Annotated in this window: 23 protein-coding genes; 3 read left to right on the forward strand and 20 right to left on the reverse strand. The window is 40.5% G+C overall.

Annotated features, from left to right (window positions below):
- Window positions 1-7: 7 nt before the first annotated feature.
- From R2R35_RS05435 to R2R35_RS24545, 18 genes are all read right to left on the reverse strand, one after another.
- A complete protein-coding gene (locus R2R35_RS05435) occupies window positions 8-559 on the reverse strand; it encodes a hypothetical protein (RefSeq protein WP_317733490.1) in 552 nt (183 codons plus the stop codon).
- Window positions 560-707: 148 nt separating this feature from the next.
- The gene (locus R2R35_RS05440; protein ID WP_317733491.1) at window positions 708-1,382 is read right to left on the reverse strand and encodes an MBL fold metallo-hydrolase; all 675 of its coding nucleotides are present in this window, start codon (window positions 1,380-1,382) and stop codon (window positions 708-710) included.
- A 111-nt stretch (window positions 1,383-1,493) separates the two neighbouring features.
- A complete protein-coding gene (gene loaP, locus R2R35_RS05445; protein WP_317733492.1) occupies window positions 1,494-2,054 on the reverse strand; it encodes an antiterminator LoaP in 561 nt (186 codons plus the stop codon).
- A 246-nt stretch (window positions 2,055-2,300) separates the two neighbouring features.
- Complete coding sequence (locus tag R2R35_RS05450; protein WP_317733493.1) at window positions 2,301-3,221, reverse strand: family 43 glycosylhydrolase; 921 nt, start codon at window positions 3,219-3,221, stop codon at window positions 2,301-2,303.
- 41 nt (window positions 3,222-3,262) lie between these two features.
- Window positions 3,263-5,281 (reverse strand): beta-galactosidase, encoded by a 2,019-nt coding sequence (locus tag R2R35_RS05455; protein WP_317733494.1) that lies wholly within the window; start codon window positions 5,279-5,281, stop codon window positions 3,263-3,265.
- Window positions 5,282-5,325: 44 nt separating this feature from the next.
- Window positions 5,326-6,063, reverse strand: a complete 738-nt coding sequence (locus tag R2R35_RS05460; protein WP_317733495.1) for a response regulator transcription factor — start codon at window positions 6,061-6,063, stop codon at window positions 5,326-5,328.
- A complete protein-coding gene (locus tag R2R35_RS05465) occupies window positions 6,041-7,813 on the reverse strand; it encodes a sensor histidine kinase (protein WP_317733496.1) in 1,773 nt (590 codons plus the stop codon). Before R2R35_RS05465 ends, R2R35_RS05460 begins: the two co-directional genes overlap by 23 nt.
- Window positions 7,814-7,933: 120 nt before the next feature.
- The gene (locus R2R35_RS05470) at window positions 7,934-9,589 is read right to left on the reverse strand and encodes an extracellular solute-binding protein (RefSeq protein ID WP_317733497.1); all 1,656 of its coding nucleotides are present in this window, start codon (window positions 9,587-9,589) and stop codon (window positions 7,934-7,936) included.
- Between the two features lie 110 nt (window positions 9,590-9,699).
- Window positions 9,700-10,569 (reverse strand): carbohydrate ABC transporter permease, encoded by an 870-nt coding sequence (locus R2R35_RS05475; RefSeq protein WP_317733498.1) that lies wholly within the window; start codon window positions 10,567-10,569, stop codon window positions 9,700-9,702.
- A gap of 14 nt (window positions 10,570-10,583) precedes the next feature.
- Entirely contained in the window at window positions 10,584-11,534 is a 951-nt protein-coding gene (locus tag R2R35_RS05480; protein WP_331670229.1) for an ABC transporter permease, read from the reverse strand.
- A 614-nt stretch (window positions 11,535-12,148) separates the two neighbouring features.
- Window positions 12,149-12,490, reverse strand: coding sequence for a YolD-like family protein (locus R2R35_RS05485; protein WP_317733499.1), 342 nt, complete (start codon window positions 12,488-12,490; stop codon window positions 12,149-12,151).
- Window positions 12,480-13,745, reverse strand: coding sequence for a Y-family DNA polymerase (locus tag R2R35_RS05490; protein WP_317733500.1), 1,266 nt, complete (start codon window positions 13,743-13,745; stop codon window positions 12,480-12,482). Before R2R35_RS05490 ends, R2R35_RS05485 begins: the two co-directional genes overlap by 11 nt.
- A 134-nt stretch (window positions 13,746-13,879) precedes the next feature.
- Complete coding sequence (gene ligD / locus R2R35_RS05495; RefSeq protein ID WP_317733501.1) at window positions 13,880-16,327, reverse strand: DNA ligase D; 2,448 nt, start codon at window positions 16,325-16,327, stop codon at window positions 13,880-13,882.
- Between the two features lie 4 nt (window positions 16,328-16,331).
- Complete coding sequence (gene ku, locus R2R35_RS05500) at window positions 16,332-17,156, reverse strand: non-homologous end joining protein Ku (protein WP_317733502.1); 825 nt, start codon at window positions 17,154-17,156, stop codon at window positions 16,332-16,334.
- A gap of 121 nt (window positions 17,157-17,277) precedes the next feature.
- A complete protein-coding gene (locus R2R35_RS05505; RefSeq protein WP_317733503.1) occupies window positions 17,278-19,149 on the reverse strand; it encodes an alpha-glucosidase in 1,872 nt (623 codons plus the stop codon).
- A 261-nt stretch (window positions 19,150-19,410) separates the two neighbouring features.
- Window positions 19,411-20,643: a NosD domain-containing protein gene (locus R2R35_RS05510; protein WP_317733504.1), complete on the reverse strand. Its 1,233-nt coding sequence runs from the start codon at window positions 20,641-20,643 to the stop codon at window positions 19,411-19,413.
- Between the two features lie 407 nt (window positions 20,644-21,050).
- Window positions 21,051-21,263 (reverse strand): iron-containing alcohol dehydrogenase, encoded by a 213-nt coding sequence (locus R2R35_RS24540; protein WP_334309119.1) that lies wholly within the window; start codon window positions 21,261-21,263, stop codon window positions 21,051-21,053.
- A complete protein-coding gene (locus tag R2R35_RS24545) occupies window positions 21,253-21,420 on the reverse strand; it encodes an iron-containing alcohol dehydrogenase (RefSeq protein WP_334309120.1) in 168 nt (55 codons plus the stop codon). Before R2R35_RS24545 ends, R2R35_RS24540 begins: the two co-directional genes overlap by 11 nt.
- A gap of 64 nt (window positions 21,421-21,484) precedes the next feature.
- Here R2R35_RS24545 and R2R35_RS05520 point away from each other — a divergent pair, with 64 nt between their 5' ends.
- Complete coding sequence (locus R2R35_RS05520; RefSeq protein ID WP_317733505.1) at window positions 21,485-22,186, forward strand: nucleoside hydrolase; 702 nt, start codon at window positions 21,485-21,487, stop codon at window positions 22,184-22,186.
- Window positions 22,187-22,496: 310 nt separating this feature from the next.
- Here the strand turns inward: R2R35_RS05520 and R2R35_RS05525 are convergent, their stop codons facing one another.
- Both R2R35_RS05525 and R2R35_RS05530 read right to left on the reverse strand, forming a co-directional pair.
- Window positions 22,497-22,928, reverse strand: coding sequence for an SRPBCC domain-containing protein (locus R2R35_RS05525; protein ID WP_317733506.1), 432 nt, complete (start codon window positions 22,926-22,928; stop codon window positions 22,497-22,499).
- 100 nt (window positions 22,929-23,028) lie between these two features.
- Window positions 23,029-23,622: a TetR/AcrR family transcriptional regulator gene (locus R2R35_RS05530; protein WP_317733508.1), complete on the reverse strand. Its 594-nt coding sequence runs from the start codon at window positions 23,620-23,622 to the stop codon at window positions 23,029-23,031.
- Window positions 23,623-24,453: 831 nt separating this feature from the next.
- Between R2R35_RS05530 and R2R35_RS05535 the strand changes: the two genes are divergently transcribed.
- Both R2R35_RS05535 and R2R35_RS05540 read left to right on the forward strand, forming a co-directional pair.
- Window positions 24,454-25,158, forward strand: coding sequence for an ATP-binding cassette domain-containing protein (locus tag R2R35_RS05535; RefSeq protein ID WP_317733509.1), 705 nt, complete (start codon window positions 24,454-24,456; stop codon window positions 25,156-25,158).
- A complete protein-coding gene (locus R2R35_RS05540; protein WP_317733510.1) occupies window positions 25,151-25,924 on the forward strand; it encodes an ABC transporter permease in 774 nt (257 codons plus the stop codon). Before R2R35_RS05535 ends, R2R35_RS05540 begins: the two co-directional genes overlap by 8 nt.
- Window positions 25,925-25,935 lie beyond the last annotated feature (11 nt).

Here is a 25,935-nt window from a genome sequence, read left to right on the forward strand (position 1 = left end):
CATTTTACTAATTTTCAATAAAAAATGTGTAATATTTACATTTATTAATGTCATGAAAATAAATTTCGTCTTTGTTTATGACTAATTCATACAATTCTCTCCCTGAAATAGTATGGTTACAATAGGAGTAAATCCCGATTTCTTTGTTGTTCACCTTTTCAATGATATCATCTACAACTGTAATAATCAGCATCTTATTCTTTTTGGAGGAGGACCATTTTCCTATCATGCTTCTCACCTGGGGCCTGGTTAATTTTATTTTTTTTGAATGATAGAATTTATTAGGAAACATTAAGCTTCTTTCTGTTCCCAGACTCTCTAGGATATCATCAAATTCCTTCTGACAGGATTCATAAGTAAAGCCCATTTCCAAATACGCTTGAATCAGCAGAGTAGCTACTTCCAGATATTTCAGTTCCCTGCCTATTAAATAATAGCCTTGTAAATGCTTGATGCTCATTAAGAATGTTTGATTGATTGAGATTCCTTTATATTTCAAGCTGCCTGCCGCAAGTTTGATTGCTTCCAGGTAGTTTCTGGATTGTTCCGAATTGACCAAAACAATACCCCCTTATTTTTATTAACCAGCAATTAATAACTTAATTTTTTCCTGAAGCTTTTGATTTCTTATCACCTACTATCCTACAGGGCAGCTGTGACAGCTTCTGATTGCTTCTTTCGATAAAAAACCACATGTCTATCTTACATTATTTAAAAGCAAATAAATTCTTTTTAGCCACATTCATCCGGAAATCAATAAACTTGCTTCTGTCCTTTATATTAAAATAGATATTGTCCTCTAAAATCAGCTCAAAGGGCTGTCCGGGATAGACGCCGTAACAATGCCCCGGATATATGATCGTATCCTTACTGACTGTATCCTTTAAAAACTGCAAACTGTCATACATATCAGAGGCAGCCTTACTGGTATCACAAAGCCCGCAGCCTTCATAAAATAAGGTGTCTCCCGTAAACAGGTTATCAGAGATCCAATAGCAGGCACTTCCCAGCGTATGTCCAGGTGTTAATAAAACCCTCACCTTAAAAAAAGCTAATGGCAATAGTTCCAGATGCTCGACGTGGCGAAGATTCTTACAGCTGTACCTGTAATGCTTCGCTTCAATTCCTGATATATAAACCTCTGCATTAAAGGCACTTACCAATGCACCTACTAAATTGGTATGGTCATAATGGGAATGTGTCAGTAATATTGCCTTGACATTAAGATCATTTATTTCTAAATAGGCGATAATCTTCTTTATCTCCCACGCCGGATCAACAATAAGGCACTCCTTTGTTCCAGCTTTGCTTATGATATAGGTATAGTTTATGTAATTAGCCCATTTACACCTTATGGTATTCACTTTGCAGCTGCTTTCCATGTTACTCCTCCGCTCTATAATGCCTCATATGCCGTTAATGCTCCTTATTGCCCTACTGGACCTGCAAGTCCAGGAACACAACATTGCTACAGCTCCATGATATTATTTCCTTTAACAAAAGCTAATTTGATTTTTTATCCTTTCTTCCCCGTGTCTCTCAAGACAGCGAACAGCGATATCAACAAAGCACTGTTTATTCAGGAAATCCACTTGTATTTTAGCACGTCCTTTTCTTTTATTGATTTTCTTAATTATCCCTTTATAATGAATTAATGGCCCGTCTATGATGTTTACTTTTTCCTCCTCCACCAAGACATCGGATATTCCGATAACGCCTTCCTGATTAATCAAATCAATGATAAGACCAATCTCTTTCCTATCAATTTCCTGAAAATAGCTATCATTTTTTAGCATCCTGATAATATGGGAGCTTTTATGATTCTTCATGATTTCATAAAGTTTTACAATCTGATCTGTACCAATCAGCACATAACTGGGGAAAAGTATTCTGAGAACATAAGCTCTCTTACCTTCATGATATTCATACAGGCCTCTTTTCGGGACAATCACTTCATAGGTATCCTTCGGGCTGAAAAATTCATAAAGCTTTTTCAGATTTTCACAAACCTCATCCTCTTTCCCTGTCCTTACAAACAGCGCATACCAGCTCATATTATCTCCCTCCGTATCATCTATTGATTAGGAAATCGTATATTTACATCAAAAGAAATATCCATTACGAATACAGAAATTATTTGTAAGTATACCACAACCAAAAGAAAATAACTTAAAATGGCTTTTTTGGAAGAGTTTTGTCCTTAAAAAATTGTATGCTCCATTTACTGTGCTTCTCTGGCATACGAAAAAGCGGCACACCTGAAAGGGGGCCGCTGAATAATTTACTGAAGCTGCTACAGCTCAAGTATATGCAGATATATCAATATTTTCACAATAACTCATTTCTAGCTTTCCATCTACTTCTGCCAGCGGATAGATTACATAACCGGAGGTAAAGTACTTTTCACCATTCCCACCCCACCGGTCTCCATAATACAGGGCCTGACCGTTCACCTTCAGGATAAAAGCTGCCTGACTGCCAAAAGTAGTTTCATCACCAATCTCTTTCAGACTGCTCCAATTACCTTCCATCGAGTCCGCCACTGCATATTTACCCTGGTTTGGCGCCCAGCCGGTACAAAAGGAAGAAATCATATAATATTTCTCCTGAAGTTTTACGACTGCCGGAGCCTCACGGTACTCTCCCTGCCACAATCTATGCACCAGACATTCCACATTCATATAATCATCGGTAAGCCGGTATACATGGAGATCCGCATTGTCTCTGGCTGCCGAGATAAAGTAAGCCTTACCGTTATCCTCTTTAAAAAGGGTGCAGTCTCTGGACATATATCCATATGGATTGAAATGACCATGATAAATAAAATCTCCCTCCGGCGTATCACAGGTAGCAATCCCAACCGCCGCATCATGATAATCCTTTCCGTTTTCAAAGTGAGCCCAAAGAACGAATTTTTTTGTCATTTCATTATAAAGTACCTTGGGACGCTCCAGATTCACCTTTTTGCTGTCCTCATTCTGCAGCTGAATTTTGGTTCTGACACGATAAGCCTCTGTTCTGGATTCGGTGGTCAGGATATGGTTACGGAATTCCCAGTCTGCAAGATTCTTTGAACGATAGCAGCTGACATAATAGTTTTCCCGTCGATCTTCGCCATACCAGTAATAATAACCGCCATAAAAAATGATACAGCCACCGTGGGCGTGAATCGGGTTTCCTTCCCTGTCCATCCACAGCGCACCGTTTATTAATGCACTCATTTGTTTTCTCCTTATGCTTATTATTTCGTCTTATTAAATCTTTAAAAGGCTATCATAGGTATTGACACCCCTTTTTCTTTCGTGGGACTCTGCTGTCCGTCTTTCACCAGATAAATGCTACTGCTGCACTCCTTCACACCTTCCAATAGCTCTTGATAGGGCTGGGAACAGATATCAAAGAGACCAATATTATAATTTTCTCCGTCAAAACGCCCCAGGGAAAACTGGTCGTAACACTGGAAATAATGGCAACCAACTCCATAGGGATGGGCTGCCACCCGCTCACAATAGTACCGATAAGCCGTCCCTCTGTCTCTCTGGCTTGCAACGCCTTCCAGACCGGTGGCAGTCGGACCTGCATCCAGCGCACCAAAATGGAATTCTCCGATCATTACTGGCAGCTCCACTCCAAGGTTCACAATATTTTGAATATTTTCTGTTGGATCCACAGCATAGCAGTTGATGGAAAAGACATCGAAATTCTCCCATCCTGTTACCAGCTCCGGATCGGACACCCAGGCCCAGCGCATACCAAGAATCATGTGATTGGGATCAACTTTCCTGCACTCCTGACAGGGGATTTCTACATAAGCCCGCAGCATTCTAAGAGAAAATTCTCTCATATCCTTCGCCGCATCCTCGGACCAATGGGAAACCCTCTCCCTGGAATGATAAAAATCATTAAACTCTTTCAGTTCACAGTGATAAGCTTTATTCAGTTCCGAAATCTCACCGTATTTTTCTTTCAGAAAACGAATCAGCTCCTCCTTACATACTGTCTTTTCCGTATTATAAAGTACCTCATCCGCTAATACCAGCTGGTCTACAAAGGCCCAATTCGGTTCATTTCTCAGGAAATACCCTATCATGAGGGGATCATTCTTTCGTTTTTCCAGAGCCTGTGCACATCTTTTCGCTTCTCTGGCATATTCTTCACTTAGCACATCCGGAAAATCTCTGAATATCCTGGCACTGGTATCCGGAAATTCTGGCAGAGACGTCACATAAGGCATATCGGTAGTTCCAAACAGTACTTCATCACTCCAGTTGCCCAAGGTATTCATACCATATTGACGCAGCTGATCTGTGATCAGCTTCTGCCATTCAGGATACCAATTCTTACCTAAAGCCCGGTACAGATTTGCCTGGCTGTAGGAGAATAACAGCCCCTCTCTTCTGGATGCTTCTTTTGCTTTTTCTTTCCTTATCTTTTTAAACATTTTATGATATTCCGGATCTTCTGCTGCCGGAAGCCAGTTAAGCCATTTCTCTACACCATCCACACGACAGTCAGCCCCAAGGCCTACGCAGTCTGTCCCCATGCTGAAAAATGCATTTCCCATCGGATCTGCCAGAAACCACCTTCCACCTGCTTTGTATTTCGTAAAGAAACCCGTTGCTTCTCCCAGCTTTTTCTGCTTCCAACCTCCATATTCTGACCAGTCTTTGGCAGGATAATTCCCACTGCTTTCTGCTATCTGCTTTTGAAGGATATCTTTTAGTTCGTCAAGCCCCTTTACTTTGGACTTCCAGAATTTCTGCTTATTCTGACCGAGTTCATCAATGAGCTTTCCCTCCGGAAGTACATGAGAGGCGGGATAATCTTCTGTAAGAGTCATGTCGGATATCCTAAGTGTTATATCATGAAAGACCGGAAGTGTCTCCAGCTCAATTTTTTCTATTTCATCCGGTACCACTCTTCTGCCATGGCAGACTTGCTTTAGCTGCCCTGCATTGGACTCCGGAAACAGTACATGGCCATCCATCCAGTTCCTGTCGATGCAAATTGGTGTACGTACCCCCGGAAGTATACCAAACTGCACATCAAAGGCCGGCGTTTTTTCATCCCCCTTCACATAGACCCGCAGAGCCAGCACCACACTATGTTCTTCACAGGCCTCCAAGTAAAAAGACACATACCTTTCCTGACAGTTAATCAGTTCAGGAAGGGCTATATCTGCACCATTTGCTGCTATTTTTAGGGTGGAGCTCTCTTCTTCTCTTGCTATTAAGGTAATTCCATTACGAAATCTACCGCTCTCTATCTTGATCTTCTGCATATTCATTTTCCTCCTTCTGCATTGTATCTATCGTAAATCTTCCACTACTGCTTCCATTTTCTATATTCCTTTGGGGTCACTGCATATCTGGCTTTGAAAAGTTTCGAAAAATACTGGCTTTTCTGATAGCCCACCTGCTCCATGATCTCGTGAATTCGAAGTTCTGTCTGCTCCAGAAGCTGTGCCGCCTTCTGCATCCTGACCTCCGTAATAAAGTTTGACAGATTCTCCTCGGTGGTTTCTTTAAAAATTTTTGATAGATAAGCAGGATGAAGATGTACAATCTCTCCCAAAGCCTCCAGGGACAGATTTTTCCCATAATTCTCCTCGATGTATTTCTTTACACAGGTGATAACATCTCGCTGGTCACATTGCATTTCTCTGGCGCTGCCCTGCCTATCCGTCTCCTTGTTAAAGCTTTTCTCCAGTACCCTTGCCAAAGATTCTTCAAAATCCTTCTTTATCACAGGTTTTACCAGATATTCTGATACCCCATAACGTACTGCCTGCTGAGCATACTCAAATTCACTGTATCCGGATATTATCATAACCTTCGTCGGATAGCGATTTTCCTTGATAATTCTTGACAGATCCAACCCTGAAATCTTAGGCATTTTGATGTCCGTTATCAGAAGCTGCGGATGGTGTTCCTGCAGAAGATTCCTGGCCATGGAACCGCCTTTTGCCGTCAGTACCTGTGTAAAGCCATAACTTTCCCAGTCTACCAGCTTTTTGATATACTCGATCATATAGGGTTCGTCATCTACGATTAATACCATCATTCTCCATCTCCTTTGGTAATACATCTATAGTAAAGGATACCATCAGTCCGCCCCAGATGCTCTTTCCAAACCGGAGTCCTGCCGATTCATCATAATAATTGATCAGTCGCTGATTGACGTTCCACAGTCCAACACTCTCCTCCTCTTCCCGTTCTTTTTTGGAAAGCCGCTTAAACAGGGCGTCAATTTCCTCTTCCGTCATCCCGTCTCCGTCGTCAGAGACCTCAAAACACAGAGCACCGCTTCCCAGTTCATATACCTTGACATAGATATGTCGTGCATTTTCCCTCTCTTCAATGGCATGCTCTATTGCATTCTCAATGATTGGCTGGAGAATCAGCGGGATAATCCGCTTGTCATAGAGGTCTTTGGATACCTCAATGGAGTATTCAAGGTCTTTGCGCATAGCCGTTATTGCCAGATAAGCTTTCGCATAGGATACTTCCTCCCCAATGGTAGTTATGGTTTTGTTCTTGGTACAATACCTGTAGTAACTTGAGAGATGGACTGCCATCTCTGTAACCGCTTCCGGCTGATCTGCCACGGTTACAATATAGGAAAGACTGTTGTAAAGAAAATGAGGATGAATCTGCAGCTGAAGCTGCCGAAGCTCCGCCTGGTTCCTGAGCTGCTGTTCTTTTAAGGTAGATTCGATCAACTGGCTGATTCTTGTCACCATGCGGTTAAACTGTCGAAAGACATAACCAAACTCATTGTTTGGCAATGCCATGATTTGTGCAGTAAAATTACCTCCTTCTACCTGCTTTAGCTTTCCGGTCAGAATCCTTAGCTGAAGCAGAATGTTGTTGTAATACAAAAGCATGAAGATCAGACCAATCAGAAGGAGGACAACCAGAAGGCTTCCGGTGATACGGTTAATATTTGAAACCGGGCGCATCATCTCCTTCAGCGGATAATAAGAGACCAGCTCCAGTCCATTCTTAAGAGCTCCGGAGCTTACAAGCTGATATTTCCCTTTGCTTATAGAAAGATAACTGGCAGATTCCCCGCTGGTGGAACCGGATTTCGTGTACCCGCCTTTTAAGTTTTCACCCGGCAGATTTTGGACAACAGAATTTCCTTCTCCTGCTTCACCCATGGACCTGAGAAGCTCCTTCTCTGTCTCACTGCCAGAGAACAGGCTCTTCTTCTGTGAATACAGGAGCATCGTTCCACCTCCCTTCATTCCGGAAGCCATGGTCTTTAGCTTATACAGATAATCCCGCTCCATCCGTATAATCAGATAAGGTTCATCATCGGTATCATCCCAATCCGTAACATATTTTCTTACGAAATATACTTCATTTTCATAGATAAACCATTGGTTGTCTTCCACCGGTTCAAGCATAACATCCTTGACCCCACTGAGAGCAGTGGTCGTGATAATACGCTGTGCCTTCGGCCAGTACAATATGAACTGCGCCATACCCACATTGCTCTTCTGCCGCCCTTTCAGGTATTCTTTCATCTGATTGACATCTGTTACATACCGATAAGCATCATATTCCTCTATAAGGGTAAGATGAAGCGTCTTAAGATCATCACTATTAAGGATTCCATCCGCTTCAATCTCTATCTCTTTGATCTTCTGTCCAAGCAGCATCTTCGAGTATTCCATCTGAATCTTTGCAGCCTGCATCAGAGACTCTTTCAGACTGGAAGTGCTGTATATGTAAAGGATTGCAAAACCTGCTATAATCATAACCAGAAATACTGCAAATATATTGAAAATAGATCTAATTTTCTTCATATGCCACCCCAATTGTATGTAATTCCAAATTTCCGGTACCATTATAGCAAATTAATCTTTGTATTACTATATAAGCATAAGGAACCGCTACTTTATTGTAACAGTTCCTTATTGACAGTTTTATTTTACAGACTGATACCACTCATTGATTTCTTTGGTGATTTCATCTCCGCCTTGAGCTTTCCAATCCTGGACGAATTTATCGAAGGAATCCAAAGCTTCTTTTCCGTAAATGATGTTGGTGTATACCTGCTTCTCCATGGTCTGAAGCTGTTCCCATTTCTTCTTCATCGTAGCGGTAGGTTCACCATTAAACAGATTTGGAAGCAGCTCCTCTCTGTGTGCATTCGCCAGCGCATAACCTTCCGCCATATCCGGTGCTGTCTCAAAATCAGCGGTTGCTCTGATCTGTGCACTGGATTGTGCCTCTTTTCCTTCTTTGACATCTGCGTAAGCCTGCATCGAATCAAGAGCCGGCGCATTCTTCATAACGGTTGATTTACCAGGCATAAATGGATCCGTTACCGCTGGGTCAAACAGTTTGGAATCAAAAACTACTTTATCCCCTACCACATCGTAATCATAATTCTCCAGATATCCATATTGAAAATCACCAGTACCAAAAGCAGCATCATAGAGCCAGTCATAGTAGGCGAAAAAGGCTTCCATGTTGTTAAAATCTTTGTTGAACATCAGCCACCCGTCGTTAATCTGTGCAGCCTGATAGGTTGGCTCTCCGTTGTCCTGAAGGATATTCGGATATGCTTTGATAACAGCCTCCGGTGCTACAGATGTAACATCTCTTACGGAATTGATTGCCCAAGGTCTTCCGATAAAAATACCTGCTTTGCCTTCAGTAAATTGATTCATTGCATCCCAGGCACCGGTTGCAGCAGCTTCCTGAAAAATCCACCCATTTTTATGCCATCCTGCCATACGCTCCAGGGTCTTTTTGTTGCCCTCATCGATAGAACCATAGGTCAGATTACCTGACTCGTCTTCCTGCCAGCTTCCAGGAATATGCTTTCCGGTATTGGCAGAGAAAAGAGTAACGGGATCTGCTACCCAGCCACTGTTGTAGATGCTGTCACCCTGGTAAGTGAAACCATAAGTATCCGCTTTTCCGTTTCCATCAGGATCATTCTCCGTAAATGCCTTTATTACTGCTTCAAACTCCTCCATATTAGTGGGAGCCTTAATTCCCAATTTATCCAGCCAATCCTGACGGATAATCATAACCTGTCCTTCTGTCAAAGCCGGAGCGCAGGCAATGCCATAGGTCTTACCATCCTTGGTCACCGGATAGAAGGACTGAGGATACTTATCATAAATCTCTTTCAGACGTTCCGGCATATATTTCTCAATGTCATCATCGATGGCTTTTACACGTCCGGATTCTATCATATCCGCAATCATCTGGGTACCGTACACCGGAAATACATCCGGCAATTCTTCAGAACCTGTCAGGGCCAGACGCAGCTTCGTATCATAATTGCCCGCATCTCCGCCAAGAAGTGTGGTCTCCATCTTGATTCCCAACTTTTCCTCCGTGAGTACTGTCATGGGATTCTTATTGATGTCTTCCCCATCTCCGTATCTTCCCGTATTCTCATCCAACTGTTTTGCGATGGTAATCGTGATTGCCGGCTCATACTTTCCGTCCCCATTCTTAGTAGCAGCAGCTTCCTTGCTGCCTCCGCTGTTCTTACCGCCGCAGGCTGTAAGGAGCAGTGCGGATACCAGTAAGATTGAAAGGATTGCTTTCTTGTTTTTCATAATACCTTCCTCCTGATTGATTTAATCTGATTCTTTTAATGATTTGTAAATCTGATTTATAATCATAACCTCTGATTCGAAGTCGTTGATTCTTTTGGTAATTCATTTTTTTATTCTTTTACAGCCCCAATGACAATACCCTTTACAAAATACTTCTGTAAAAAGGGATATACCATCAGGATGGGCAGTGCGCCGATGAATACCTGGGCTGCTTTGATGGTACGTTCCGACATAGCTGCCGCAGAGGTAGGGTCCAGTGCCAGATCCTGCTGATTACCCTGTACTACAATTACCTGCAAAAAGGAGGCCAGCGGATAATTCTTGGTATCCGACATATATAGAATACCGGTGAACCATTCGTTCCAGTTACCAACCATAATAAAGAGTGCTACAGTGGCAAGACCTGCCTTGGATAATGGAAGAAATATTTTCCATAGGACAGTGAAGAAGCTAGCTCCGTCTATGAGCGCCGCTTCCTCCAGTGCTTTTGGAATTGATTTGAAGAAGTTCATAATCAAAATCAGATTGTAGCATCCAAAAGCTCCCGGTAGTATGTATACAAGGAAGTTATTCTTTAATCCGATGGAGGTATTCACCATATAGGACGGGATTAAACCACCACCAAAAAGCATGGTAAATACGAAAAACCACATCAGTGCCGTCCTGCCTCTGAAGTCCTTGGAAAGGGCATATCCCGCTGTCGTTATGACGAACATGCTTAGGAAGGTCCCAACAAAAGTTCTGAGAAAGGATATCATAATGGAACGTATGAAGTTACTGTTATTAAACGTCTTTACATAGGCCAGGCCTGTAAAGTCTACCGGCCAGAAGGTTACAATTCCGCTGTTTGCTGCACTCTTTCCGCTAAGGGAGATTGCAAACAGATTAACTAATGGTAGCAGGCACAGAAGCGCTACCGTTACAAGGAATACGGTATTACAGCCTACGAATATTTTTCTGCTCAAAGATGTACGTCTCATCGTGTATTTTCCTCCTAAAAGATTCTGTAGCCTGCGAATTTATAAGCAATCTTATATGACACAACTGTCAGGAATAATCCGATGGCCGACTTAAAGAGCCCCACAGCTGTACCAAAGCTGTACTGTCCGTTTACCAGGGATTGCCGGTATACATAGGTATCAATAATATCTCCGGTGCTATAGGTAAGGGGTGAGTACAGGTTGAAGATCTGATCAAAACCGGCATTCAATACATTTCCAAGACTAAGGGTCGCCATGACAATAATCATTGGTGTGATACTTGGCAGGGTAATATATAAGGTTTGCTGTAAACGGTTGGCTCCGTCCATCTCTGCCGCTTCATAAAGGCCCTGGTCAATATTTGATATAGCGGCCAGATACACAATCATACCGAAGCCGAAGCCTTTCCAAAGGTCGGAGATAACTGCAATCTGCCGAAACATACCAGCCTCGCCCAGGAAAAAAATCGGCTCTACTCCAAATCGTTGAAGAAAATTATTTACAATACCATCCAGCCCCAGGATATCCCGAAGCATACCGGCTACGGTTATCCAGGAAAGGAAATGAGGCAGATATACTAAGGTCTGAATTCCCTTCTTCAGTCCCATATTTTTCACTTCATTCAGAAGCAGTGCCATAAATACAGGCACAATTAACCCAAGAATAATCTTACTAACCGCGATAATCAGGGTATTAATAATCGCTTGATAAGATTCCCGGAATTCGAAGATCTGCCGGAAATTATCCATTCCCACGAATTCCGAGCCGAAGATTCCAAGCCATGGCTTATAGTTCTGGAATGCCATGATAAGTCCGCCCATGGGGATATAGCAGAAAATAATTGCCAGAACGAAGCTTGGTAATATCATTACATAGAGAGGCCAGTTATGCTGTACTTCCTGTTTCCAGGTTTTACGGGTGATCGTTTGTTTTTTTGTCATGATTTTTTTCGAATTCTTAGTCATTTGTCATGCTCCCATCCACCTTGTTTAAATTATCTGATTCATGTTCTTAACAGATTATATAATATTGGTGGCAAAGAAAAATACACCCCGATTAAAAGGTTATGTACCCAATCTTAACATTTTTTTTAATTTTTTATATATCTCGGATGTAATTTAGGACATTATATCTAATTTTTTTGCTTTTCACCAGTTTCTCATTATACTTTTTATCAATTTATTTCTAAATATTGGTACTTTTATTGTTATTTTTCCATATCAAATTAATCAGCTTCCTTATGTTAATAAAAGAGTTCCCTCTCTTTCCTTCTCTTCAGACCAGACTGGAAAACTCTCTTATTTTGGTTCTTTTTGATTCTTTAACTAATACACTGTCTGCAAGTGAACTTGAGCTTCTACAATGTCTTCCAGAAGGAAACCTCAGACAACAAAAAGACACTGATTTCTATATATAAGAAGGTCCAGTGTCTTAATTTAAAAAATGTTTTTTATTGCATAACTGCCAATCCTCTGACTGGTATAACGTTCTGAAGTATTCACCTTAAGAATTGCCTTCACCTGTACCTGAGTCCCGGTTCATGCCAATACCGGTTGAAAATAGTGCATAATTCTCGAATCTACTCCAGAATCCTCTCACATCTTAAGCTGGAAATATCGCGAAAAGCTATCCTTGTATTAACAACATCCAAGGTTCTGCTTACTGCATCAATTCGTGTTACCATCCCGGTTACCTGCACATATTCTCTATTATTAAAATATTCTACTGTAATGAGCTCTTTCTTCTTAAGCTGTTTTATCTTCCGCTCCAGTTCATCCTTCTGTTCTTCCGATAAATCACGTTTTGGAACGATAATCCGTTCCTTTTCTGTTATTGCTTCACGAAATCCTTTTAAAGCATCAAAGGGCATAAATTGCTTCGCACGGGTTCCCCTGTCCATTTTGCTCCTGTTATTCTCCACTTTTATGCCCTCCGATCTGCCTGTTACGTTCCATGGTAGTTCCCGCCTCCTGCAGGTCCATTCCGCGTACAATTGCATTTTTACCAAACTTCTTTTTGATTTCCAAGGCTGCTTTTTGTATTCTCCTGTCCTTCTCTATTTCTATGGGATCTGTGAACAGGTCATACTGTTCATAGGTTTCATCGGAGACATTATTACAGGAGAGGCTCAGCCTCCTTATAGGCTTATTCTTATCTACAATACGCTCATACAGTCCAATCACATAGGGTATGATGGTGCGGTAGGAATTGGTGGTAACCGTCATTGAAGCTGTTCCATTAGCAGGTTTTAGACCCAGCTCATTCGAGTATCCAATCATCAGGGACATAGAACCGGTGACCACACTTTTCTCTACCATATCCAGACATAAGGCATCGGCCATCTCCTTTACAATCAACTTACATTCCTCAAAGCTGTAATCTCTTGCCAGTACCTGCCCGCTGGACATGGAACTGCTTTTCGAGCTGTAAGCCTTAATGTCTGCCATGGTTGTGGTTTCCTTTCCCCAGGCATGGTCTATCAAAAGTTCCGCATCAATACCAAACAGCCGATACAGCAAATCCTCACTTGCGCAGGTGATATCACCCATATCCAGAATCCCTACACTATTGAGCCTGTTTGCAATGCCCTTCCCGATTCTCCAGAAGTCAGTCAGCGGCTGATGCTTCCACAGGGCTTTTTGATAAAGCTCTTCCGTCAGATATCCGATATTGTCTTTTGCATGCTTTGCCATAATATCCAGTGCAACTTTTGCCAGATACAAATTTGTTCCAATTCCTGCGGTTGCAGTAATACCTGTGGAACTCTTGATATCCTCCATAATCCGTAAGGCCAGTTCCCTTGGACTCATATGATACAGGGGAAGGTAATGGGTTACGTCAAGAAAGGCCTCATCTATGGAATAAACATGGATATCCTCTTTTGAAATATACTTTAGATAGATACCATAAATTTCAGCGGAATAATCTATATAGAGCTGCATTCTTGGTGTTGCCATAATGTACTGCACATCTTTGGGTATTTGAAATACCCTGCATCGGTTCTTTATCCCTAAGGCTTTCATAGAAGGTGAAATGGCAAGACATATTGTTTTCTCACTTCTCTCAGGGTCAGCCACCGCAAGATTCGTTGTGAGAGGATCAAGCCCACGCTCCACGCATTCCACAGAAGCATAAAATGATTTAAGATCAATACATAAATAAATGTGCTCTTCCATTCTGGAGACACCTCCTTTGTTTGCAATAATAATTCAGTATTTATTATACCTCCAGAACGTATGTTTGTATATTGTTTTTTTCTGGCAATTGCAATTATTTTTTAAGAAGATTCGTTTATAGAATGAAACAAGAATTAATAATTTCGTCTTAGACTTTGATTATTATTATAGAAATCTTTCCAAGGATCATTGGAATTAATTCTCACAAGGGCTTCCGCCATATTCACCCCATCTGGCGCCACGGTATCAAGTTCCTCCCAGGTAATGGGCATTGACACTTTCGCTCCTTTTCTAGCCCTTAAGGAATAAGGTGCAATACTTGTGGCACCTCTGCCGTTTCTAATCCAGTCAATAAAAATCCGGTCAGTACGCTTGGACTTTCTTACATTACTGGTGTAGCGGTCAGGCCATTTCTGTTCCATTACTTGGGCAACAGTTCTTGCAAACTCATGGAATACCTCCCAGGTTACTACCGGTTTTAGAGGAACAACTACATGGTAACCTTTTCCCCCGCTGGTTTTAAGATAGGAGTTCAAGGAAAGCTCACTAAGAATACTTCTGATATCCCGCACACCCTGACGAACTCTGCTCAGTTCCATCCCTTCATCCGGGTCCAGATCAAAAACCATCATATCCGGTGTCTCAATTGCATCTACACGGCTTCCCCAGGTATGGAATTCCAAAGTGCACATCTGCGCTTCATAGATTATCCCAGCCAAATTCTCAAGATAGAAATATTCCTCCGTTTCGCCGCTGCCATTGGTTACTGGTATCGTAATGATGCCCTTACTGTCAGGGCCTGGATGTTTCTTAAAAAAGCTAGCCTGTGATATTCCCTTTGGACAGCGTACAACGCTTAAAACCCTGTAGCCCAAAAAGGGCAGCATGCGTTCCGAAACCTTTTCATAATACTGTACGATATCTGCTTTTGTAATTTCAGGCACTTCGTATATTATCTTATCCGGACTTGTAATTTTAATTTCACCGACATAGATGCTGCCATTGTTTACATTCAAACTTTCCCCGGCTTCATTTTCCGAGGCCTGGAATCCTGTTTCTTCTATTGCCATTTCTCTTTGAACCTCCCTGGCGTCCTTGTCCGTCCTCAACCCTTGATAACTGGCATGTCTCAGTAGATTTTCTGTGGTCCATTCGATAAATTTGACCTCCGCTACTAGCTCTGGCTCAAGCCAGGTAATCACTTCTGTTGGTTTGGATTCGGGCTCCGCTTTAAAAGCTGTATTCGTCCTTCTTATGTTCTCAAACATCTCCAATAGGTGTTTTATGTCAGCCTCGCGAAAGCCGGTCCCGACACGTCCGGCATAAACCAGATCTTCCCCTTCATAGATGCCTAAAAGAAGGGAGCTGATTCCCCTGGCTTTCTTGTCAGAAAGTGAATATCCGCAGATTACAAATTCCTGCCGCTTTTCACATTTTAGCTTTATCCAGTCGCCATTTCTGGTTCCACTGTAGACAGAATCCGCTTTTTTCCCTACAATTCCCTCCATACCGGCTTCTTCCGCAGCAGCAAAGCTCGCCTTTCCCATTCCTCTGACAGAACGGCTGCAGAAGAGTCTTTTGGGAGCATCCTTTAGCAGGGTTTCCAGCCTTTCTTTTCTTTCAGTCAAAGGATATCCACGAAGATCAACGCCATCCAGAGCAAGAAGATCGAAGATAATATAGGTGAGATTCTGTGGCTTGGGATTTTTCATATAATGCTGTAAAGCTTGAAAATCCGTCTTACCCGCAGCGTCTGTAATGGCAACTTCTCCGTCCAGTACCATTGCTCTCCCGGCAGCAAGGTCTATGAGGGAGCCGGCAACCGCCTGGAACCTTCTTGTATAATCGTTTCCGTTTCTGGTCATCAGCCGCACCTGATTGCCTTCTACAAAAGCAACAATCCGATAACCATCATATTTCAATTCATAGAGCCAGTCCTCTTCCTCTGGTATGCTATGCGTTAATCTGGCTAACATTACCTCAACCTTGCTAAAAGGATTCCGAATGAATTTTTCCGCTTCTCCGGCTTCAATTTCCTCTATGGTACGTCCTGTTCTGATACTGGTGTTAAATCCTGATATACCCTCTGTATTAACATACTCATCTTTTTCCTTCAGTAAGAGCCAGTTGTCCTTTTTCTCTCCATCCTTTGCTTTTAACCGAATCAAAGCCCACTTACCCTTTAGCCGCTTTCCTGTCAGAATAAACTTTAAGACACCCTCTCTTAATCCTTCCTCTACGTTCCCCTGAGGTTCCCAGAAACCTTCATCCCAGAGCAGGACTACTCCGCCGCCGTATTCCCCTTTGGGAATAGTCCCCTCAAAATTTCTGTACTCAAGGGGATGGTCTTCTACTTGTACCGCAAGTCTTTTATCGTGTGTATCAAAGGAAGGTCCTTTTGGTACAGCCCAGCTTAAAAGAACCTGGTTCCATTCCAGACGGAAGTCATAGTGCTCTCTTCTGGCCATATGGTGCTGTACGACAAATCGCAGACTTTCTCCGGTATCTTCCCTTATTCCCTGGGGTTCAAAGGTCTTATCAAAATCCCTTTTTTCATTGTATTCGTTTAAACTCACCGTCATAAGTTCACGCTGTTTCCTTATCTTTCTTCGCTTTTTCTACACTGGCTTTGAGAGCTTCCATAAGATCGATGACTTTCCCTTCGCCTTCTGACTCCGGAGCCACAACCTCTTTTCCGGAAATCTTAGTCTCAATAAGAGCACGCAGTCTGCCCTGGTATTCGTCTTTGTATTTGGACGGATCAAAAGGCGTGTCCATGGAATTAATCAGCATTTTGGCCATACCAAGTTCCTGCTCGGATACCTCTGGTTTCGTGTATTGTTTTTGAAGAGCTTTGATTTCATCTGCGTAGAACATAGTGGATATAAGGATACCATCTTCTCTGGGTATAATTGCCATGAGTGTATCCTTTGTGCCTATGACAGTCTTACCTATGGCTATTTTCTGCTCTCCCATTAATGCGGAGCGCAGGAGCTCGAAAGCTTTTTCACCACCGGCTTCTGGCGTTGCCTGATAAGTCTTCTCATAATAGACCGGTGAAATCTGGTTTAGTTGTGCAAAATGAAGAATCTGGATGGATTTCTCTTTTTCTGTCTTGATTTTTTCAATCTCCTCGTCTGTGATAACCACATACTTGTCATCATCATACTCAAAGCCCTTTACAATTTCTTCTGCTTTTACTTCTTTACCGCAGTGGGCACAGGTTTTCTTATACCGGATCCGGCTGTTGTCTCCTTTATGGAGTTGATTAAAATGGATGTCATTGTCCAGTGTAGTCGTAGACATCCCAATGGGAATTGCAACCATGCCAAATGTTATAACTGATTTGCGTGATATCATGCTGTAAACACCTCCAAGGGTATTGTTTCCAAGTAAGTTGGAAGTATTCATGAGAAATCCCCCTAAAGCAGACTATGGTTATTTACAGCTCTGCTCAAGAGGGATCATGTAAGCCTCTTAACACCTGCATTTAGACGCATTCCTGTTGTTATAGTTTATGACAAAGTTTGAATCAACTACATTTCCATACACCTGCCTCATAAGGCCTTAAGAATGCTGTTGAAAACTCTGCATAATTTGATAACAAAGGAATTCCTTCCGGATAATTTTTTCTTTTTATGTTATTTGAACTTAAATTCATTTCAATATACAGTGTTTCCGTCTCATCTTTACGATAATATACGAATAAATCTTTTACCTTTTGTTCAGCAAATATTACCTCTCCATAATAAATGACTCCATGTTCTTTCCGAAATGCAAGTAATTTCTGATAAAAGCGAAGGATGGAATCCTCCTCCTGAAGCTGCGCCTCTACATTACAGATCCTATAATCCTCATCCATCATAATCCAGGGCTCTCCGTTGGAAAAACCTGCATATTTCTGATCATTCCATTGCATGGGTGTTCTGGCATGGTCCCTTGTACCGGCAAGCACCTTGGCAAACGCCTCTTCTTTTCCCAGGGTCTTACATAATTTCTTATAAAGATTCAAGGATTCAACATCACGAAGCTCCTCAATTCCAGGAAAGCCCTGATTGATCATTCCAAGCTCCTGCCCCTGATAAATAAATGGGGTCCCCCGTAAGGTAAGCTGGATTACTGCCAGAAGTTTACCCAGCACCTTCCGATACTGCGGGTCCGAATTTATCTTGGAAATCATACGGGGATTGTCATGATTTTCATAGAAAAGGGAGGGCTGACAATGGCTTCCGTAGTTCTCCATCCAATGAATCATATAACTTTTCAAATAATTCAGATCATATTGATAATCGTCAAAACGGGTATGTCCGGGAGTTTCCAGATGGTCAAAGGAGAATACCATGTCCAGTTCATTTCGGTAATCCGCAGTCAGCAGCTTACTCATTTCCATCCCTGTTCCAGGAGTTTCACCAATTGAAAAAGCATTATATGGGCCAAACACTTTTTCTTTCATTTCACGCAAATACTCATGAAGGCGAGGTCCGTAAAAATAATGCTCCGCTCCATAATATCCCATAAGCTTACCAATGTCTTCATTTCCATCAGGCAGGCCACCACGTTTAGAAATATAATTAATGACATCCAGGCGGAATCCGTCCACACCTTTCTCCAGCCACATTTTTACCATCTCATGAATCTCCTGCCGCAGGTTTTCATTTTCCCAGTTTAGATCCATTTGCTTTTTTGAGAATAAATGCAGCGCATACTGTTTTCGTTCTTCTACATAGTTCCAGGCACTGCCGCTGAAAAATGATGTCCAGTTGTTTGGCTGATCCTTAAAAATATAATAATCTCCATATTTGGAATCCGGTTCCTGTACTGCTTTCTGATACCATTCATGCTCATCAGAGGTATGGTTAACCACCAGATCCATAATAAGTCTCATGTCACGTTTATGAACTTCCAATAACAAATCCTCAAAGTCCTCCATTGTTCCAAACTCAGCCATTATTTTAAGATAATCTCTGATATCGTATCCATTATCATCATTAGGAGAATCATAAATGGGTGAAAGCCAGATAGCATCGATACCCAGGTCTTTTATATAATCCAATTTACTTATTATCCCCTGCAGATCCCCTATACCATCTCCATTGCTGTCTTTAAAACTTCTGGGGTAAATCTGATAAAAAACAGCCTCCTTCCACCAAGCTTTTTGAATTTGTCCATCCTCGGACACTGCCGTTTCCTGTTCTGTGTTTAAAAGGGTAAGCATAATATCAACAAACCCTTCCTTCAATTGTCGGTTCAATAGCCTGGGTAAGGTCCTTAACCTCATATTTCCTATGATTGGATTAGTAATTAACTTTTTGTTGATATTGAGTTGTAAAGCTACTCGATCTATAATGTCACGTCCGATCGGATTCGCATAAACATCTTTTATACGGCTTTTATTTGTTAACATAGAAGTTTAACACTCCTTTTCCTATACATTAAAATATCAACAGTCCCCTCATATCTTCTATTTCCGCCTGGTTGCTGTCAGCTAATTGAAGATAACCTCAGAAAAAACAATAATCCGAAAGGTCTGATATACAGCTCTTTCATGCCTCCGTTACCGATTTTATGAAAGCTAAGGATATAAAAAATAAGCAAGACATTCTACATAAAGGATGATAGGATGTCTTGCTGCCTCATAAACTGCCAGCATTACGGTTGTGTGATTTTATTCTTCTGCTGTTGGTTGTTGTGATACAGAGGATGTTGCGGATGAAGGCTGTGAAGCCTTCCGCGTTTCCTTATATTCAGCAAGCTGTGTCAATTGCTCCTTCAGTTGTTTGAGGAAGAGCTCCTGTGCTTGCCTTTTGCTCTCAGGAACCGCAACAAGGGCTGCTTCAGCTATGACAATCAGCTCATTTTTTCTCTCCGTCTCCTTTTTAAGCTTTTCATACAAATAATCTATGAAATTAACTGCCTTTTCAGTCACTCCTTTCATTGGTACGGACTCAGATTCACAAGGCGATTTCCCATCTACATTTTCAATAAAGTTGTTACCTGTTCCATTATCTGAGATATTTTCCGGAACATTATTCAAGAAGCAATTGCGCAGAACCAGGTTGTAGTCAGCATTTTCATCAATAAGCAACCCGTAGTTCAGGTTGAAGCGTATATCATTTTCCTCAACAATACCGAAATCAGAATATATCCCCAATCCTTCTCTTTCGTTTTTGGCAACGGTATTCAAACCTATAAAGAAATTGCTGCTGTTTGTAGTAATTCCGCTCAATTTGTTGTCATGTGCTTCATTCTGCAGTGCTACAATATTGGCTCCGCCAAGAAGAAGTAATCCATTTTCTCCATTTGCGATTGCACAATTTTTAAATACACAGCATTTCTCTCCAAGCACTTCAAATCCATTGCCGGTGTTTTCGCGTGCTACATTACCTACCAGCAGATTATTCGCATCTTCTAAGAAGAAACAGTCGATACCGTCATCTCCACTATTCGAAATCTCATTTTCCAGAACATAGTTGCCCGTGCTCGTAAAAGCCAGCCGTATCCCGTCTAATACAGCATTTTCAACTACATTATTGTGGATTAAATTTCCACTGGATCTGACAACGGAAATTCCGATGTTACCTTTAAACATACGATTCTTTCTTATACGGTTTGATGAACCCTGGGTTATTACAATCGCATTGATGAGATAGTTTTGAAATTGCAAACCAAGTATTTCAACTCCTTCGACATTGTTTAGATTTATTCCAGTCAGCAGAGTATCCTCTCCCTCAAAAACAACACACTTGCCATTAGCGACGATTCGTATATGATTTTTTGTGATTGATACCGACTGCCTATAAACCCCGTCTTCCAACAGCAGAACATCTCCTGGCATAACCTCATCCGAATTAATAAATTCCTCTATATTTGTAAGCGGAGTAACATAGAACACCGCCATAATTCCCTGCCTCCTTTAATAATATTCATTAGCATATTTATAGTATGCAGGGATTTCCCTCACTGTGAATCTGTAATTATGTATCTCTGTACAACAGTTTCACTAAACTTTATTTATGTCTAGTAGAATAATCTATTCGGTAATGATAATTCCTATAAGTTAATAATATTTTCTAACACAATAGCAATGTTTCTATCAATATAATAACTAAAAAGCCTACTAGCGAGTAAACTGTTTTTTATTGTCACGTAATTTAAAATCTATATCTCCATATCGTAAATTAAAGTATAAACCCCAATCTTTATCGTTAGCATAAGAATCATGAAAAGCAGCCTTAATACCATTAACATGATGGGGATAGATGCTCTGGTAAAAGCAATTCCCGCATAATGAGAGGCTTTAAGCATCTATTCTCTGGCTTTGAGATGGTTCCCTTCCATATAGGAAAGATAAATATTTTCAAATATTAAGTTGACCGCCTGACTGCTTAGTTTTTTAGTCTCTCTGGTATTGCTTCTTCCAATATAGGCTTCAATTGCATGCGTCAGTGCATCCATTCTTGTAGTCGCGGTTATATATGTCCGGGAAGACCAGTCAAAAGCAATGGATCTAATATGCATAACGTGGGATTAAAGCGGTATCGTTGATTAAATACTTTATATGCGTTTTGGCATCGGTTACCACCGCAGCAATTGTTACCTCACTTCCAGTTCCTGCTGTTGTGGGAACGGCAAATAATACAGGTAATTTTCTTCTGACTTTTAATATCCCCTTCATGGCACTTAGATTTTTATGCGGATTTGCAACTCTTGCCCCTACACATTTTGCAAAGATACTTGAAATGTCAAAAATTGATGATGTTCCATTGGTCAAAGGCTCAAGATATGCACTTTCTGAAACGAAGGAATTGCCCTTGAGTGAAGGTGCAGATTTTATTATAAAGGAAGCATTAAAGGAGGATGAAAGGCCCTTATATGTAGCATTATTAGGTAGTCTTACCGATTTGGGGATCGCTTACCTGAAGGAACCAAAAATTGCAGACAAGGTAATTGCAATTTGGATTGGTGGGGGGAACTATCCGAATGGAGAAGATGAGTTTAATCTTAAGCAGGACATAAAGGCGGCAAACGTTTTATTTGAAAGTCCGATGCAAATATGGCAAGTACCAAAGGGAACATATAAGCAGATGGAAGTTTCTTTTGCAGAACTCAACTACTTTGTAAGGCCTTGTGGTGAAATCGGAGAATATCTTTGTGACCAGATGTTTGATTATAATGATAAATTAGGATCAAATCCAGATACCGCAAACTGGTTATGGCCTCATGGAGAAACTTGGTGTATAGGTGATAATCCTACTTTGAGTGTATTGTTGCAGAGTGGTGACCGTATCTCCTGGCATATGGAAAAAGCACCCTTGATTCAGGAAGATTGTAGTTATTTACCGAATCCAAATGGAAAAGAGATTCGGGTATACGATACTCTTGATACGAGAATGACAGTAAATGATTTATTTGCAAAATTAGCACTTTGTTATGGCAAATAGACAGAAGCTATATACCAATGATTTACCATGTACGAGTATGGCATGCAAAAGAGCATATTACTCGAGTCTGGTAAAGAAAGTAAAACCTCGGTCAATTCTAGCTAACAGTAAACGCTCTTAGTCTTCTTTGTACAATCCTGTTGTTTCTAGTGTATTGGATTGAACTCAGATAGTCCTGTAATTAATTTTTTCTTAAACATCCTTAGACCGTTTCCTGCCAGTATGAGCTTGTCTTTCTCTTTACTATGCTCCAAATGGCTCTACTAATAGATTAGTAGAGCCATTTATACTTCGCTTAATAAAACAAATTTTAGTTTTCACATACTTGCTTAAGTTTACTATTCATCTCCTCAAATCCAGCTTTTGTACCATGATCTAACGATTTTTTTAAAAGAGGTACAAGAATACCATTAAAATTCTCTCTCTGTATAAACGTTGTAGTTCCATTTTGATTATCCTTTAACTCCAATATATGCTCTCCATCGAATAAACCCGGGAATATTGTATGACCTAACCAACGTAGCTCCTTGTCTTTTTGATATATCAAAACCGTCGGTTTAAAAATCATTCCTTTTGAACCTGGCGGAACCATTTTAACCTCAATCTGTGCCCCTTCCTCCGGCTTTCCCTTTATATAGATCATAAATGGATTCCAGCCAGGATAAGCATTAAAATCAGTTAAAACTTCCCATACTTTAGCTACGGATGCATTTATGACTATTTCTGTTCTTATTTCCTTCATGTGTTTTTCCTCCTTCTGTGCCCAGAGAGCTGCAATAATTGTAAGAAAAAGCGGCAGACTCATGAGTAATCAAATCATACCAACCAAGATTCATTAATTTTTATTGATACATCTCTATCTGTAGCCCTTTTAATATAAATCCCATTAGCTCATTTGCAATATTTTCAATATCTTCCGGTTGGTCATATATGCGTTCTTGAAAATATATATTATACCGTGGAAAAATTGCAACTGACATCGTAAAGGCAAAAGCATTCTCAATATTTTCAAAGTAAAACACACCCTGTGCTTTACCTTCCTCCAATAAGCTTTTCACTCTTGTCCAGACCGGCAGCAGCAGGGCTCTAATCTTATCCGCTCGACCGCTGTTTAATATAATTTCGTGATGAAGTATGCTGACTAATTCTGGTTCAATAAACCTTAGTTTTATAATATGAATTAAAGTAGATTTAAGCTCTTGCGTTAAGTCCATGTTCACATTTGCTGGAACTTTCTGAGCAAATTCATCCATGAAGTGATCAAATAGTGCAAATAACACATTTTCCTTTCCACCAAAATGATAGGATATCAATGAAATATTTACTCCTGCTTCATTTACGATTTCCCTTGTAGTTGTGCCTTCAAATCCCTTTTTGGCAAATAGTTTTTTTGCCACTTTCAATATTTTATCTTTTGTTACATTCGTATTTTCCATTCGCATCTTCTCTCATTCAAACGTTTGATTAATTATATTGCTTAAAAGAAAGAATGTCAATAGCTTTTCTTTCATATTAGATTACTTTTATCCTACCAATAAATAATTGTGGTATTGACTGCTTTCATAAATTATGCATTAATTCTTAATGTAAATAAAAATAAGGAACAATTTCATCACTTCATATTACGGGTGATTTTAGTTGTATTGGTTTTTGGGGAAATGAAAAAGACTTGGAGTACTACCTTGATTTGCTCTGTTGTCATTTTAATCTCAGAGACAGTACTCTTTATGTCAATTTACGTTTTGCATTACTTCATAAAGATATGAAACACGAATATTTTGCAGAAATCTATTTTGCAAAATAATATTTGTCGTAATTACCCTTTTGAATATTTTTCGATTCAAGTTTATTGCGATATTTTATGATTAACTCTTTTTTAGTAAGGTATTACCTCACTGTCATTACAGCAACTTTATCACTATTACTAGTAACTCTGCCACTGTTGAAGTAATACTAATTCCAATCAGCAATTTAATCCGATATTTCATTGAGGTCTATTAGTATACCTAACTTTCACAAGCTGTATCCATTATTTTTGACTTTCTATTTGCGGATAACAAAAAGCCTGTTCAACTTGCACGAACAGGCTTTTCTATAAATTGATTTATTTAACTATAATCCTAACTTCATTGCAACTTTATGAACCGTAAAAGTTTTGAAACGCTTTTAAACAAAACAAGTCTTATGAGTAAGGAGGTGAGGATGCGGTAATTTCAGGCGTAATATATTTTACAGCTTTGTACCTTTATTGATTGGAGGATTATAAATTGAGCAAATATGCTTTAACCACAGAAAACATTAAAATGCAATATGGAGTAAGCACCATTTTGAAGGACGTTTCCATCCATATTGCCCAAGGGGATATTTATGCGCTGGTGGGCAAAAACGGTTCCGGTAAAACAACCTTGCTTCGTATTCTTACAGGATTAATAAAAGATTTCAGCGGAATAGTAAGGAAAGCAAACGGGATTGAGAGCAAGATTGCTGCTGTTATCAACGATCCGTCGCTTTTCCTTAACATGAGTGCTTTTGATAACCTGAAAGTACAGTCCTATCTTCTTGGTTTGCATGAAGACAGCAAATTTGCGGAAGTGCTGAAAATTGTTGGCTTGACAGATAGTAAGCACAAACCTGTAAAGAACTTCTCCCTTGGTATGACCCAACGTTTGAAGCTTGCAATGGCATTACTACAAAAGCCGGATATTCTCATTTTGGATGAACCGATGAATGGTCTTGATCCTGATGGAATTGCAGACTTACGTGAATTATTACTATGCTTACAGGAATACGGTATGACGATTCTGATTTCCAGTCATATTTTAAGCGAGTTGGAACAGGTAGCTACCAGCTTTGGTATACTTCATGAAGGCAGAATTGTAAAAGAAGCTGCTGTACATGAGGTATTGCAAAATGGAACTTCATTAGAGAAACTGTATATGCAGTATACAAGAGAGGGGAAGGCAAATGCTTAAACTATTAAAAAGTGACCTTTACAGACTTGGAAAAAGCAAGCTGTTGTATGGTGTTATCGGGTTAGTAATTGTCTTATCCTTTTTACTGACACTGATTATACACCAAGATATCCGGTTGGGAATTTCTGTTTTTGGTAACCTGACCGCTTTTCAGGAGCTTGAAGATATTATACGGTTAGGCACAGAATATCAAAAGGGACTGGGTATATTAGTCGCTATCCTAATTTCCATATGGATTGGTCAAGAGTATCAATGGAAAACATGGCAGCATAAATATATTATCAGCAAAACCCGTACTGGCATCTATTTATCAAAAGCTATTGTTTCATTGTCTATATCTGCTTCCGTTTACTTACTGTTTGTGTTGATTGCTTTCTTAAGCTCAGGTCAGGCTAAAGACCTCATAGCAAGCGGATATTTTGTTACTATCTTTTGTGGGATTTCTTTGTATGGTTCTTTAGGAGCAGTCCTTTGTCTGCTTTCTATGCTGATAAAAAATTATACCGCTTCTACTATTACCTGCTTATGTTATGTACTCTTTAGCGAAACAATATGGTCTGCCATTAGAAATCTTAGTGGTTTCTCTTCAACGCTCGCGGGAATAGTTGAAGCAGGTATGAGGCACTCAATTTATGGTATGTCAGTAACTATATCCTCAGCATCATTTACTGCGGATATGTCGAGAAGCATTGTACTCAATTCTGTTGTTATTATCCTTATTGCCACCTTATTAGGACTCACTGTTTTCAGAAAATATGAACTGTAGATCGTAACACA

The organism is Anaerocolumna sp. AGMB13020, from assembly GCF_033100115.1.
Lineage (GTDB): Bacteria > Bacillota > Clostridia > Lachnospirales > Lachnospiraceae > Anaerocolumna.